16 protein-coding genes are annotated in these 13,888 nt (G+C 64.6%); 7 read left to right on the top strand and 9 right to left on the bottom strand.

From position 1 onward, the window contains the following. The first annotated feature begins 426 nt into the window (after positions 1–426). The 4 genes from ACYVG2_RS16090 (at position 427) to ACYVG2_RS16075 (ending at position 3,464) form a co-directional block, all read left to right on the top strand. Positions 427–1,068, top strand: coding sequence for a TetR family transcriptional regulator (locus tag ACYVG2_RS16090; protein ID WP_460781903.1), 642 nt, complete (start codon positions 427–429; stop codon positions 1,066–1,068). Next, positions 1,061–2,059 carry a hypothetical protein gene (locus ACYVG2_RS16085; protein ID WP_460781902.1) on the top strand — a complete coding sequence of 333 codons (999 nt, stop codon included), beginning with the start codon at positions 1,061–1,063 and terminating at the stop codon, positions 2,057–2,059. The genes ACYVG2_RS16090 and ACYVG2_RS16085 overlap by 8 nt, the downstream gene beginning before the upstream one ends. Further along, the gene (locus tag ACYVG2_RS16080) at positions 2,056–2,889 is read left to right on the top strand and encodes a lysostaphin resistance A-like protein (protein ID WP_460781901.1); all 834 of its coding nucleotides are present in this window, start codon (positions 2,056–2,058) and stop codon (positions 2,887–2,889) included. The genes ACYVG2_RS16085 and ACYVG2_RS16080 overlap by 4 nt, the downstream gene beginning before the upstream one ends. A 131-nt stretch (positions 2,890–3,020) precedes the next feature. Continuing rightward, positions 3,021–3,464: an alpha/beta fold hydrolase gene (locus tag ACYVG2_RS16075; protein WP_460781900.1), complete on the top strand. Its 444-nt coding sequence runs from the start codon at positions 3,021–3,023 to the stop codon at positions 3,462–3,464. A gap of 375 nt (positions 3,465–3,839) precedes the next feature. Here ACYVG2_RS16075 and ACYVG2_RS16070 read toward each other — a convergent pair whose 3' ends face one another. From ACYVG2_RS16070 to ACYVG2_RS16045, 6 genes are all read right to left on the bottom strand, one after another. Beyond that, positions 3,840–4,670 (bottom strand): EamA family transporter, encoded by an 831-nt coding sequence (locus ACYVG2_RS16070; protein ID WP_460781899.1) that lies wholly within the window; start codon positions 4,668–4,670, stop codon positions 3,840–3,842. 23 nt (positions 4,671–4,693) lie between these two features. Beyond that, a complete protein-coding gene (locus tag ACYVG2_RS16065) occupies positions 4,694–5,557 on the bottom strand; it encodes an alpha/beta fold hydrolase (protein WP_460781898.1) in 864 nt (287 codons plus the stop codon). A gap of 94 nt (positions 5,558–5,651) precedes the next feature. Beyond that, positions 5,652–6,323, bottom strand: a complete 672-nt coding sequence (locus tag ACYVG2_RS16060; protein WP_460781897.1) for a DUF2867 domain-containing protein — start codon at positions 6,321–6,323, stop codon at positions 5,652–5,654. A 13-nt stretch (positions 6,324–6,336) separates the two neighbouring features. Continuing rightward, positions 6,337–6,732, bottom strand: a complete 396-nt coding sequence (locus tag ACYVG2_RS16055; RefSeq protein ID WP_460781896.1) for a hypothetical protein — start codon at positions 6,730–6,732, stop codon at positions 6,337–6,339. Beyond that, the gene (locus tag ACYVG2_RS16050; protein ID WP_460781895.1) at positions 6,729–7,166 is read right to left on the bottom strand and encodes a VOC family protein; all 438 of its coding nucleotides are present in this window, start codon (positions 7,164–7,166) and stop codon (positions 6,729–6,731) included. Before ACYVG2_RS16050 ends, ACYVG2_RS16055 begins: the two co-directional genes overlap by 4 nt. 110 nt (positions 7,167–7,276) lie before the next feature. Beyond that, positions 7,277–7,768: a hypothetical protein gene (locus tag ACYVG2_RS16045; RefSeq protein ID WP_460781894.1), complete on the bottom strand. Its 492-nt coding sequence runs from the start codon at positions 7,766–7,768 to the stop codon at positions 7,277–7,279. 343 nt (positions 7,769–8,111) lie between these two features. Here ACYVG2_RS16045 and ACYVG2_RS16040 point away from each other — a divergent pair, with 343 nt between their 5' ends. Together ACYVG2_RS16040 and ACYVG2_RS16035 are read left to right on the top strand one after the other, a co-directional pair. Continuing rightward, on the top strand, positions 8,112–9,038 hold the full coding sequence (locus ACYVG2_RS16040) for an ABC transporter ATP-binding protein (RefSeq protein ID WP_460781893.1): 927 nt from the start codon (positions 8,112–8,114) through the stop codon (positions 9,036–9,038). Next, complete coding sequence (locus tag ACYVG2_RS16035) at positions 9,035–9,964, top strand: ABC transporter permease (RefSeq protein ID WP_460781892.1); 930 nt, start codon at positions 9,035–9,037, stop codon at positions 9,962–9,964. Before ACYVG2_RS16040 ends, ACYVG2_RS16035 begins: the two co-directional genes overlap by 4 nt. Positions 9,965–10,237: 273 nt before the next feature. Here the strand turns inward: ACYVG2_RS16035 and ACYVG2_RS16030 are convergent, their stop codons facing one another. Beyond that, positions 10,238–11,377, bottom strand: coding sequence for a sensor histidine kinase (locus ACYVG2_RS16030; protein ID WP_460781891.1), 1,140 nt, complete (start codon positions 11,375–11,377; stop codon positions 10,238–10,240). A gap of 44 nt (positions 11,378–11,421) precedes the next feature. Continuing rightward, the gene (locus tag ACYVG2_RS16025) at positions 11,422–12,105 is read right to left on the bottom strand and encodes a response regulator (protein ID WP_460781890.1); all 684 of its coding nucleotides are present in this window, start codon (positions 12,103–12,105) and stop codon (positions 11,422–11,424) included. A gap of 225 nt (positions 12,106–12,330) precedes the next feature. Here ACYVG2_RS16025 and ACYVG2_RS16020 point away from each other — a divergent pair, with 225 nt between their 5' ends. Beyond that, a complete protein-coding gene (locus ACYVG2_RS16020) occupies positions 12,331–12,798 on the top strand; it encodes a TipAS antibiotic-recognition domain-containing protein (RefSeq protein ID WP_460781957.1) in 468 nt (155 codons plus the stop codon). A gap of 444 nt (positions 12,799–13,242) precedes the next feature. Here ACYVG2_RS16020 and ACYVG2_RS16015 read toward each other — a convergent pair whose 3' ends face one another. Beyond that, positions 13,243–13,887: a DsbA family oxidoreductase gene (locus tag ACYVG2_RS16015; RefSeq protein ID WP_460781889.1), complete on the bottom strand. Its 645-nt coding sequence runs from the start codon at positions 13,885–13,887 to the stop codon at positions 13,243–13,245. Position 13,888 lies beyond the last annotated feature (1 nt).

The following is a 13,888-nucleotide window of genomic DNA, read 5'->3' as shown; positions in this document are numbered from 1 at the left end:
TCCGGGACTCGGGGCCTCGGTCCACTGACCAGTCGAAGATTGCGCGACGGAACACTGATGTCGGAGACCGGATGTTGTCGCTGTCGAAGACATCCTTTACGGCGAGGCGAGCACTCCGTTTCCGGGGCAACAGTGACCTTATTCGCAGGTGTCGCTGCTCGCACTGGTCGACTCCTGCATGAACTTCCCGGCAGGTAAGGGGACGGCCGGCCTTGTTCCGCTCGTGAACTCGATGCTGTGCAGGTCACCTGCCGAGATGCACGGACTCCTCCTACCGCCGCGCTGATCTCTCCCGCGGTATATCGCCGGACGTGTCGGCCACCCCTCGCCTGAGCTGCCACACGTCTTTCAGACGAGGGCTTCTCGCCGTCGAAGCTCCGCGGCAAGCGCGTAGACCTGGCAGACCAGTTGTTCTAAAATCAGGCCATGCGTTCTGAAGATGCCATCGCGGAGTCCTCGGCGTCTCGTGAGAGATCGGGGTCGTTCATCGAGATGGCGCGGCGCCGGCAGTTGATCGATGCCGCGGTGGTGACGGTGAACGAAGTCGGATATCACCGGGCATCGCTGGCGGAGATCGCGGGGCGTGCTCAGATCGCCAAGAGCGCGGTGGCGTACTACTTCGCATCGAAGGAGGGTCTGCTGCTCGACGTCGTCCAGACCGTGTTCACGGCCCTCGGGGATAGCGTGCTGACGGCGGTTGACGGGATCGTGGGGCCTGTAGCGCGTCTGCGGGCTTATGCGGATGCGTATGTGACGCATGTGGATGCGCAGCGTCACGCGATAGCGGCGGCGGTGGAGATCGTGATCTCGCATCGCACGGCGGACGGCACACCCCTGTACCTCGTTGAGGATGAGGGCGATACGGCCCTGTTGCGCAGCATCCTGCGCGCCGGAATCGACCAGGGTGTCTTCACTGCGATGCCGCTCGATGTCGCAACCGGGCTTGCGGAGAGTGTGCTGGATCGTGCAATCACCCTCGTGCAACGCAACCCCGGTGCAGATCTCAGTGCGTTGCGTGCGCACGTCGTACCGTTCCTGTTTCGAGCGTTGGGAGCGGCCGATGACTGAACCGGTGCGCGGGATCGGCTACGACGCCGGTGTGCTCTACGAGAAGGGCTTCGAGAGCAACCCCTTCTTCACCGAGCAGCGCGCACGCCGCGATCTCCGGGCGATTCGTGAGGAGCTCGGCTGCGATGCGGTACTTGTCATGGCCAGCGACGCCGACCGCTTGGCGATCGCTGCGGGCATCGCCGTGGAGGAGGGGTTGGGGGTTTGGTTGCAGCCGCGTCCCTTCGATCGCCCCCGCCACGAGCTCGTGGCGGACGTCCGGTCAGCAGCTGCGGTAGCCGAGCGTCTTCGTGCATCGGGCGCCGAGGTCGGGCTGGTCGTCGGCTGCGAACTCACCCTGTCGACTCCGGGCATGCTTCCCGGCCCGACGTTCTGGGCCAGAGGGAGCCTGTTGACGGTGACGTTCCCGCTGCTGCCGCTGGCGAACCTGCGGCTACGACGTTTGCTCGCAGTGCTCGTCGGTGAGGCGCGGGAGCGCTTCGCCGGACCGGTCTCGTACGGGGCGGGGGACTGGGAGCGTCCAGACTGGTCGATCTTCGATGTCGTCGGCGCCGACCGTTACCGCGATGCGCGCGATGCGTGGCGGTTCGAAGACGCCATCCGCACGCTCGCCGATCGGGCCCACGCGCAGAACAAGCCCTGCTACATCTTCGAGTTCGGATCCTGCACCTACCGAGGTGCGGCCGCGAAGGCGTCGACTGCGGCGGGCGTGCTTGGCGGGCGCACCGAGCTGTCGGTACCGAAGAATCTCGTTCGAGATGAGCAGGAGCAGGCCGATTACCTCACCGGTCTGATTGATGTGTTCGACCGCGCGGGAGTGGACGGGACCTTCGTCTGGGGATTCAGCGAACCCGACCTGACCACCTCAGATGAGCCCGGCCGAGACCTCGACCTCGCCAGCTACGGCATCGTCACCGCCCACGCCGACGGCACCTGGACGCCCAAACGCGCCTACCACGCCCTCGCGCACCGATACCGGGGAACACCATGACGACAACAACCAGACCACGCTCCCACCGGCTCGGCTCCGCCGCGTGGCGGATTGCGCTCGCCATCCTCCCACTCGCCGCGGGACTGGCCCTCGCGACCATTCTGCTCCCCTCATCAGATCATCCCTCCGCACCCGGGACCCTGGGCGTCCGGATCGCGGTGGGCGTCGCGATCAGCGCCGCCGCTCTCACCGTGATCGCTCTCCTGGTCCGGCTCGCCGACCGCCGCCGACTGAGCGAGGTAGGGCTTACGAGCGTGCGCACGGGATGGCGGCTGGCGGTGTGGGGCGCAATCGTCTGGATCATCCCGGCCGCGGCGACCTTCGGGGTGCTCGCCATCCTCGGCACCCCTCTGACAGTCACCGTCGCCGGACCGGAACTCGCGCGAACCGTCATCCTTCTCTTCCTCGCCGTGCTCCTGGCCGAGGCGCTTCCGGAAGAGGCGGTCTTCCGCGGCTACGTCACCACCGTGCTCGGAACCCTCACCCGCGGGTGGGGCATCATCATCATCCAGGCTCTGCTGTTCACCCTCTTCGCCGCGCTCCTACGGCAAAACGCCAACCCCGCCGATCTCTCGCTCTTCCTAGCGATGGGCATCGGGTTCGGGTATCTGCGCATGATCACCGGCTCGGTATGGATGCCCATCGGATTCCACACGGCCTTCCAGACCGGCGCGCAATTGATCCTCACCCACGACGCCATCAACTTCGCAGGCGGCACCGGCGCGGCCATGCTCGCCCTTGGCGTCATCCCGTTCTCGGTCGCCGCGATCCTCATCAGCAGCACCGGCATCCCCCGCATCATCCGCCCCGGGGCGGGTGGCGCCCGCTGACGACATCAGCCGCCGCGTTCGGGGGAGGGTCGAGCCCACTTCACTCTCTCCACGAGACAACAGCGTGTAACCGCTACACCCTGTTAAAAGCGTTACTCTCCGCGGTATTCGTGAAACGAGAGAGGTCGACAGTGAGGCGCGTAGCAAAGACGAGACATCGGGACCGGGACGTCGCCGGGCTACGAGTGCACTACCGCGAGGCAGGCGTTCCATCGACAACGGCTGTCGCGCTGCTGCACGGCGCGCCGAGCTCGTCGTACTCCTTCCGCGAGGTGCTCCCGGTGCTGGGCGAGCATGCGTACGTGGTCGCCCCCGACATCCCGGGGTTCGGGCTCTCGGGCACGCCATCGGTAGCGGACTACGAGTACACCTACGAACGCCTATCGATGGTGATCGAGGCGCTGCTGGATGACCTCGGAATCGAGCAGTTCATCGTGTTCGTCACCGACTACAGCACTCCCGTGGGCTACTTCCTCGCCACCCGTCACCCGGAGCGAATCCTGGGGCTGGTTTCGATACGTGTGATGTCGGCCGGCGATCCTGTCAGCCCGACAAAAAGTCCTGGTGAGAGTTGACTTTCACCAGGGCTTTGTCGTCACCGGACTTGATCACTGCCTGAATCGGAGTTCTGGGCCTGATTTCCGTTCCTGCCCTGCAGCGTCTCGGGATCGTTCCGAGTAACGCGACGACCCGCCTTGCAGGGCTCATCACGCTCGGCGGAAAAGCCGGCTGATAGGGGGGCGATCGACCTCGTTCCGCTCGTGAATGCCCCTTGGCTCACCTGGGGCTCCCTCCACTGGTCCTGAGGGAGCATGCGCGATCCGAGCTTTCACCACAAGAAACCGCTTGTTGTCGTCAGCGACGAGGCTGGCGGGCGCGGTTCTCTCTGTGCAACCACTCCGGTCCATCGCCGGGTGATCGAGCTGCGATGATCTCACGGCACTCGGAACTCAATCCAGCTTGATCAGCACAATCGCGGCTGCGGCGAGCATGAGGCCGATGGCTTGAACGGGCGTCGCGCGCTCGCGTAGCAGGGCCGCTCCGAGGGCGACCGTCACGGCGGGATACAGGGAGGTCAGCACGACCGCGACCGTCAGCGGACCTGCCTGCGCGGAGATCTGAAAGAGCAGCGTCGCGGCACCGGCAAGTGCGCCCGCCGAAGCTGCGGCGAGAGCGGTTCGCCCGCTCCCGGGGACCCAATCGACATGACGTGCACGCGCTACGAGGACGATGAGCGCCACGGAAACGAGTTGGCTGATGGCAACCGGGGTGAGACCGGACTCAGCCGGCACCTGACCCAGGGCAGCGAACTGCGTCCCGAATCCCGCTCCGGCGAGGACGCCGATGACCACGTTGGCCTTGCCGGTTCGCTTGAGGATCCGCACACTGCCGCCGGAGACAAGCCAACCGGCTGCGACGGCGACGATCACGCCAACCATGAGAATGACGCTGAGGCGTCCTCCGCTGATGACGTCCGTGATGACGGGAAGTACGGTGGAGGTGACCGCCGCGAGTGGCGCGACGACCATCATGCGTCGAGTGGCGAGACCGTGGTAGATGAGGACGTTGCCGGCCCCTGCGCCGATCCCGGCGAGGATTGCCCACCCGACGTCGGACGCTCTCGGAACGGTCAAAGTCGCCAGCGCGAAAGGTAGCGCCAGCGCTGCCGCCGTGGCCTGACTGGTCGCGGCGACAGCCCACACGCTCTCGCGTCGACTGGTGAGCCCGCCGATGAAGTCCGATCCTCCGTAGGCGACCGCGGCGCCCAGTGCCAACAGCATCGGCACGCCCAAGGCCACCTCTGTCACCGCGCTCCAGAGGCCTCGTGGATGTGCTGGTCAATCAAACCGATGACCTGTTCCCAGACTCGCGGTGGAAGTTCGTGCCCCACGCCCGGCAAGCGTTCGAGACGTGCACCGTGAATCTCGCGAGCCAAGACCTCCGCGTTCCCGACCGGAAACATCGGATCCGCCGTGCCATGCAGGATCAAACACGGCACTGAGATCTCCCCGAGCCGATCGCGCCAGCGCGGCCCCTGGTCCGCCATCGGATGATTCGCGACTGCCGACCGGACCTGATGCGCCCGGCGCACACAGCTCTCGACGATGGACTGCGCGTGAGGCTCATCGAACTCATCGCCCGCGATGGACCTTTCGCCCTCGACGAGGAACTCGATGATCTCGTCAGGGCTCTCCCAATTCGGTTCTGCGGACGCCTCGCTCCACGAGGTGAGCAGACGTTCCGAGACTTCAGGGAGGTCAGCATCTGCTGGGCCGTGGCCGGTGGCTCGCGTGGAGAGCAGCACCAGCGAGCGCACTCGCTCGGGGTGGTCGAGTGCGGCGAGCTGGGAGATCCATCCGCCCTGGGAGAATCCGACCCAGTGGGCGGACTCGATCTCGAAGTGATCGACCACTCCGAGTGAGTCGGTGACGAGATCCGGCAGCGAGTACGACGGCTGACCGGGAGGATCGTAGGAAGCCTTGCCCGTGTCGCGCTGGTCGAATCGGATCACGAACAGACCCCGGTTCGCGAGCGCCTCGCACAGGGCAGCAGGCCACCAATCCATCGAGCAGGAGGTGCCTGCCACGAGGAGCACGGGCTCGTCGGTGCGGGACCCAAACGACTCGACACATATCTCCACGGTGCCGACCTGAGTTGTACGTTCCATGTTGACTCCCTGCTTGATCAGGCTGCAATGACATCGACTTCAGTCGTGTGCTCGATGCTATGGCGGGGCTGCGCTGCCCCGGATGTGCCGAAGGTCACCCTCCGCTAACACGCTGTGGGTTCGGAGTCGCTGCGTCCTGGGACCGGGCGTTCCAGGACTTCTCGAGGTGGCGCAGCAGCGCGGGATACACGATCAGGTATCGGAAGGGCTTGATGACGGTCATGTAAGCGGACCCGAACCGGCCTCGGGGCTTCACGAGCACCGCCATTTGTCCCTGATACTCCTCGGCGCCTCGAGGGACCCAGGACAGGTGCATCACGCCGTGCATCGTTGCGTTCGAGATCTCTGCAGCGAACTCGTCATCGAGTTGGTACAGGGCGGTCATGGGCACCGAGCTGAAGTGCACACCCGCGGCTGTGCCCACGAGATCCTCGTCCAATCGTTCTGCCAATGAGGCGCGGTCGTCACCGGGGATGAGACGTTGGTTCGTACTCTCGGAGGGTTCGGTGATGGTTCCGAGGCGAAAGAGGCGGCCGAGCAGATCGCGCAGCCTCCACAGGAATCGCGCCGCTGCGGAATCCAGGAAGTCGATCTGCTCGCCTTGTCGCTCTTCGTTGTCGCTGTCCGTCATGAGTTCGGCGAGGGCAGTGAACTCGGTGGCGCGGCCGTGGACGGGGAGCGCCCAGACATCCTCGACGACGAAGTCCGGGACGATAGCGTGAATGCGCCACGGCCGTGACGTGTGCTCCGTGTTCGACAGTCTCATCTTGGTCTTCGTTTCAGGGAGCAGGGTGCTTCAGGGCGCGCCGCTGCAGGAATGCGAACGCGAGGACGATGAGCGCCTGTGCGATGACCCAGACGATGCCCCACACAGACAGATGGAAGGGGTTTACGAAGGCGATCACGAACGAGCCGAGAGCCCAGACGAGGTTGACGGCTGCGAGGAGCTCAGGCAGGACACGGTGACGTCGCGAGGAGAGCGTGACGACGAGCAGGCCGACGGTGACCACCGCGAGGATGATTCCGGCGACTGTGTACAGGGTTGGTGTCGAGCCGAACACCTCGGACAGCAGCTGGTGCAGGATCAGATAGGCGACCGCGTTCGCTCCCGAGACGACGCCGTCCACGAGAAACCAGAAGCGATAGCGGGATGCGACTGCCTGGCGTGTGCTCATGAGGCACCTCCTTGGGCTTCCTCGAGGGCCTCCGCGGAGAACTGGGCAAGGTACTCCTCGCTCGGCTGGATCGGGGTGATGATGTCGATCAACACGGCGTCGGGACCGGCGAAGATCGCGTGGCGCTGGCCGAACTCCTCTGAGCGCAGTGGCAGGACAGGGTTGAGCCCGGACGCCACGAGACGCTCATACAGGGAGTCGACGTCGGGGACCTCGATGTTGAGGAGCATCCCGCTCGCCGCCTTATTGCGGAACTGTTCCGGGATCGTCGGGTGGTCGGCCTGGAGGATCGCGAGTTCCCAGGTATCGAGCTTCAAGCTCACGTACCAGTCGGACTCGAACGAGGTGTCGAATCCGAAGTGGCTGCGGTAGAAGGCTGCGGTCGCCGCGACATCGTTCGTCGCGAGCACGGGGTAGAAGCTGGAGATGTTCATGAGCGTCTCTTTCTGAGTCGGTGATGAGTAGGCGAGTCTCTTCTCGACGGTAGGCATCCGAGCGTCCCGGCACAGGTGTCGAAGGTCACGACATCACGGCGTCGCTTTGCTCAGCCGATCATGACGCCGATCAGGATGAGCGCGGCGATGCCGGCAACCGACCCCATGACGGGCGTCCAAGATGAGCGGAGGCCTGATCGGTGTGCATGCGAGATCGCCGCCAGCACGAAGAGCGCTCCGGGCAAGCCGAAGACTGTCAGCACCGCGCCGAGATGAACCCAGCCCTGCACTGACAAGTTACCCACGCCGGTATCAGGCAGCTCGACGACTCCCAACAGTACGAGCATCTTGATCAGCGTCGCGGCTGCCGGATAGGCGAGCTGGGCAGCCGCGCATCCCCACAGTGCTACACCGACGACATACCTCGGCAGCCGCATGCCCCAGCGCTGGACGCTTCCCAGCGCCACGACAATGGTTCCGAGACGCAGAAGCGTCGCCAGGGCCACGATGCTCGCGTTCTCATCGATCGGCGTCCGCACCACAAGATGATCGAAAGCCCACAGGCCACCGACGACCGCGCAGAAGATCCCGACCAGGATCACGACAGTGTACGCAGGCCAGACGGCGGTGAATCGCTGTCTCTGGATGTTTCCGGCGGCCTTCTGGGAAGAAGTGACCAATCGGCGAGCTCCTCTCGCGATAAGGGCTGCCCTCGCGAATCTTCGTCGACGGCCTTCCGACGACGCTACGTCCCATTGCGTCCTGCAGCATGTGCCACAGGTCACGGTCGAACGTGCTCACCATGCGGAGGTGCGCAAGAGGTTGGAGTCCGTTACCTGTGGCACATGCTCGACTGGCGACGCGGCCATAGCGTCTATGTCAGCGACGGGCGAAGGAGGGCCTTAGCTCGGAAGCGCACGGTTTGTCGAAGGAAAGGGAACGCCCGTGAAAGATGCGATCGAGGTCGCCGGGCTCACGAAGCGGTATGGGTCCGTTGTGGCGGTGAACGATCTCTCCTTCACCGTCCCGGCAGGAAGCGTGTTCGCTTTCCTGGGAACGAACGGCGCCGGTAAAACGACCACGATCGGATGCCTCACCACCACTATCCCGTTCGACCGCGGTGCCTTGCGCTTAGCCGGCTCCGACGTCGCCCGGGACCCGGGCGTCGTGCGGCAGCGCATCGGCGTCGTCTTCCAGGAATCGCTGATGGATGCCGCCCTGACGGTCCGGGAGAATCTTCAGACCCGCGCACGCCTGTACCGGCTCGAGGCGTCGCGGATCTCCGCGCGCATCGAGGAGCTATCGGATCTGATCGACCTTGCCCCGTTCCTCGATCGGCGGTACGGGCGCCTGTCCGGAGGGCAACGTCGCCGGGCTGACATCGCCCGCGCACTCCTGCACGAGCCATCATTGTTGTTCCTCGACGAGCCGACCGCCGGCCTTGACCCGGCGAGCCGCGCAGCCGTATGGTCCACGATCCGCGCGCTCCGTGAGCGGCGCGGTCTGACGGTGTTTCTCACGACGCACTACATGGAAGAGACGGAGGAAGCGGACGAAGTCTGCATCATCGACGCAGGCGCCCGTATCGCCAAAGGAAGTCCCCATCAGCTCCGCGCGGCACACAGCAGCAGCATCCTGCCCGTCACGACACGGGATGCCAGCGAGCTGCGCACCGTCCTCGAACGCGTCGGAGTCAGCAACGCGGCAGAGGACGGCAGCGTCGTGACGATCCACGTCGACCGCGCGGATCAGGCGCTGTCGATTCTCACGGCGCACGGCGATGCCGTCGTCGATTTCGAGTTCCGGCACGGCCGGATGGACGACGTGTTCCTCGCCCTCACCGCCGCTCGAGATCCCGAGGCGAACCAATGACCGCCGTCCGCGCCGTCATCAGCCGAAACCTCCGACTGTTCTTCCGGGACCGGATGGCGGTGTTCTTCTCGCTGCTGGCTGCGATGATCCTGTTCGTCCTTTACACGCTGTTCCTCGGACAGCTTCAGGCCTCCGATCTGCAGGAGTCGTTCCCCGCCGCGACACCACGTCAGATTCGGGCCTTCATCGACTCCTGGATGTTCGCCGGTGTTGTCAGCATGACCTCGATCACCACGGGCCTCGGCGCGCTCGGGGTCTTCGTCGAGGACGCGGCGACCGGTCGGTTTCGCGACTTCCTCGTCTCACCGATCAGGCCAGGACAGCTCGTGCTGGGCTACTTCGGCGCGGCATTGATCATCGCCGTGACGATCACGTTCACGATCCTCGCCGTGAGCCTCGCCTACCTCGCCCTCGCGGACGGCATCCTGCTCCCTGTCGATGCCGTGGCGCGGACAGCGGGCATCATCGTCCTCACCGCGGCAGCCTTCGCCGCCATCTCCGCCTTCGTGACCTCGTTCGTCGCCAGTCCAGGGGCATACTCCGCGCTTTCGACCATCGTCGGCACCACCCTCGGCTTCCTCACGGGCGCCTACATCCCCGTCGGCTCGTTCCCGACCGCCGTACAAGCAGTCATCAGTGGCCTCCCGTTCGCGCAAGCGTCGATGCTCATGCGTCAGGAGTTCGCTGACGGAGCACTCGATGCGCTCGCTTCCACGGACCCGGGATCCCGCGAACCGCTGCGCGAGTACTTCGGTATGGAGGCGTCGATCGGGGATTGGGCCATCACCGCCCCGTTCGTCTCTGCATCCCTCGTGGCGTTGATGGTCTTGTTCGCATGGCTCGGCGCGATGCGAATCCGCCCGCAAATAGCACCCACGAGGTCCGGGCGTCAGCCTCGAGGAACAGAAGCACGGCGACGGCCGTGAAAGTCGCACCGCAGGCGGCGGGCGCCGTTGGTCCCGTCGGCGAGCAGCTCGGAGCGATCCGGCACGTCACATTCCTTCACTCGGTGCCACCCATCGCAGAGCACCAGCAGGAGAAGGGCATGAAACGCGGTCGATTCTTCCCGAGTGCTATCCATCGCGAACTCTGCCCAGGTTGTCCGGATAGAAACCTCCTCGCGGCAGGTGCCGCAACGTCAAGATCCAGGCATGTGAGCCTGACGTTACGTCAGCCGGAAGAGTGGAACTGCTTGGAGATCAGGTCTCAGCGGACGCCGGCGACCTTCGGGGAAGCTTGCCGGTGATCGTCGTTCCTCGCCCGGGGCTGCTGGCCACGTCGAGGCTTCCGCCGAGCGCCTCGAATCGCTCTCGCATCCCTGTCAGACCGTTTCCGGGCACGATGTGTTCGGCTCCCTTGCCGTGGTCGGAGATGGTCACAAGAACGTCACCCCCGTTCTCCTGGACTGCTACGCGAGCGTTGCTCGCGCCCGAATGACGCAAGGTGTTCGTGATTGCCTCCTGAACACTGCGGAGGATGACGATGACTCGATCAGCGTCGAGGGCGAGCTCGGGATCGACGTGAACCGAGACGTCCAGCCCGGGGGTGTCCGCGGTCAGCCCGAGCAGTGCGGGCTCAAGTGCGGGAGCCGTGCTCCGCATCGCCCCGACCGCGGCCCGGATGGTGTCAAGCATATCCTTGGCGATCGACTTCGCGCGCTGCACATGCTCGTGACCGGATGTGTCCGCGGTCAAGTGGCCTGCGACCTCAAGTTCCAGTGATAGCGCGGTGAGGTCGTGACCGGCTAGGTCATGAAGATCACGGGAGATCCTCAACCGCTCGGCCTCGCGCGTCGTCAGTTCCAACAGTGCTGCGGTCCCGCGCAGCTCGGCATGCGCGACCGCCAGTTGAGCATGTGCGACCGCCAGTTCGTCGCGCGCCTGCGCCTCACTACGAACGGCGAAGACGACCAGCGCGCCGAACACTTGGAAGTTGCCGAATCCCACCATCACGAGGACGAGCTCAGTCACCGGCCATACGCCGACGACGCCGATCCCGAGGGTGAGCAAGACTTGGGCGACGATGAGAACGACGACGGCTCTCGGTGGCCAGAAGAAGGACGCCATCGCGGCAGTCATCACGAAGAGTGCCAGCATCCATGTCTGGTCGGGGATGAGCAGAACGAGAAGTGCAGCGAGCACGATTAGTGCGCCGAGGAGGATGTGGGGTGAGAGTGCTCGCGGCGACGGCAACCAGCCGTGAATCGCGAGAAGAGTCGCCATGAAGAGTGCATAGGCCGTCCACCACAGGGTCAACCGCGCCGTGTGATCCGGTCCGTTGCTCGTGCTCTCGACGATCACGACGAGCCCGATGGCCGCGGCGCAGACGATGCTGGTCAAGACGATCCAGCGAGATGTCCGTCGCCGCGCCCCGTTTCCCTCCACTATGACGTCTCCGTGTCGCGCTCGACCGGAGGAGAGAGGAGACCGTCGGCGAGGGCCTTCAGTACAGCTTTCGTCCGGTCGGTGACCCCGAGCTTGAGCAGGACATTGGACATGTGGTTCTTCACCGTCCCCTCAGCGAGAAAGAGTCCCTGTGCGATCTGCGCATTCGACCACCCACTCGCCGCGAGTCGCAGCACGTCGAGCTCACGATCGGTCAGCGGGTCCTGGTGGGCGAGAGGGGCGATCGACAGCGGCGCGCGGGCAACGGCGCGCATGAGTCGATCGGAGAGCGCCGGCTGCAGCACCGTGCCGCCGTCGGCGAGAGTGCGCACGCCATTCATCAGCTGCTCGAGCGTCACATCTTTGAGCATGTAGCCCTTGGCCCCGGCATGAATCGCGGCGAGCACGAGCTCATCATCGTCGAATGTGGTGAGCACGAGCACCGGAATATCGATGCCTCGCTCTTGCATCGCTCGCAGCGTCTCTATCCCATCGCGACGAGGCATGCGAAGGTCCAGCAGCATGACGTCCACCTCGTTCTCGACGAGGAAGTCGAGCGCCTCGTCACCATCGGTGCAGCTGCCGACGACCTCGACCTCGGTGCTCAGGGACAGCAGGCTCAGAAACCCATCCCGCACGAGCTTCTGATCGTCGACGACCAGGACCCGAATCTCTTCTGTCATCGCCGTTCCCGCGAACGCCGTGACTCCGTAACCGCTGCCATAGCCGAAGCCTAGGCAACGAGGTCGTGAGTCAGATGTGCCGATAGTCATCTGACTTCCGAAGTTCGGCCTGATCTGGATGGTTCGCGTGACCATGATGGTCTGGAGCGACCATTGACCTTTACGCGACGTCAACGTCTATTCTCAGTTCCAATCTGGTTTGCGAACACGAAAGTTGGTGTGCTCATGACGAAGCGACGAATGCAATCTCCGATGTCCTCTGCTGAAAAGCGCGAGCAATGGGGCACCTTCGCTGACCGCGAGGATGAACTGCTCGACGAAGTCGAAGCGCGGTGGGGTGACTCCGATGCGTACCAGGAATCCGCGCGCAAAGTGTCCAAGTACACCGCAGCCGACTGGGCACAGATCAACGCCAGCAACGCGGCAGTCGAATCCCGCATCCGCGAACTGATCGACGCTGGGACTGATCCGACGAGCGAGGAAGCGATGGACGTCGCCGAGGCGCAGCGCGTGCACATCAGCCGATGGTTCTACGCCATGGACCACGATTTCCATGTGCAGAAGAGCTACCTGTACGTCCAGGACGCGCGGTTTCGTGCGGGCATCGAGGAGAACACACGACCGGGCGCTGCCGAGTGGCTGCAGGTTGCGATTATCGCGAACGCCCAGCGGGCTCAGGCGGGAACGGACTGAGACACTGTATCGAAACGCCGTCGAGAGACGTGGGCTGCCACACGTCCGGGCGCTCGCGGTCGTCAGCCTCAGCCACCGAGCCGGCAAGATCGAACATGTCTGGGCCGTCCGCAACCCCGACAAACTCGGGGCGTGGGGGGGATCCAGGTCTGAGCGCCATCACAGCGTGCAACTACCCTACGTCGTACCCGTGCGATCCCCTTGAATGATGGGGGTACAAAGAGGCGGAAGTGGTACCTAAGGTGTGCCCAAAATGTCCGGGACGAGCTACCGCACAGCACCTCCAACTGCTCGTCGGTGCTCCCATCGAAGGTGGTAACTAAAAGGGGCGCAGGTTCAGATCCTGTCAGCCCGACCAAGAAGTCCCGGAAACTCAAGAGTTTCCGGGACTTTCTCGTTGGTGAGAGTTGATCGGGCCTCAGTGCTCCCGCACGGCGTGCCGGCTCATGCTTCTACCGATCTCTGCAGCGCTTCGAGGTAGACGTGCACAGGCTGGGCACCGGAGATGCCCCACTTCCCGTCGATCACATGGAGGGGCACGCCGCTCGCGCCGAGTGCGCGGAGCCGTTCGCCGTCCTGATCGACCGCGGCGCGGTGGCGGCGGTCGAGTAGGACTTCTCGTGCGGCCTCAGGATCCATGCCGATCTCGCGACCAAGATCGACGAGTTCGTCGACGTGTCCGATGTGTCTCCCCTCGGTGAAGTACGCAGTGAAGACTCGGCGGGTCAGTGCAGCCCGGTGTCCGCTCTGCTGGGCGTGATGGAGCAGTTCCAGGGCGAGGTGCGAGTTCGTCGGCCGGGTGAGGTCGGGACGAAAACTCATTCCTTCGGCATGGGCGAGCTGTGTGAGTTGCGCGGTGACGGCCTCGACGCGTCCAGGGGACGCGCCGGCGTGTTGTGCCATCTGAAGCTCCTTGTCGATCTCGGTGGGCACGCCGGGGCGCAGCTCGAAGGACCGAAACGTCACTTCGACCTGTCCGTCGAACGCTGCGACGGCCTTCTGAAACCTCGGATGCGCGATGAAGCACCACACGCACTGGGGATCGGACCACACTTCGACCTGCACGGGCCTGGCGACTGTCGTTTTCATG

Source organism: Microbacterium shaanxiense (genome assembly GCF_054779995.1).
Note: the sequence above shows the minus strand (reverse complement) of the source record. Positions and strands in the feature narration are given on the sequence as shown.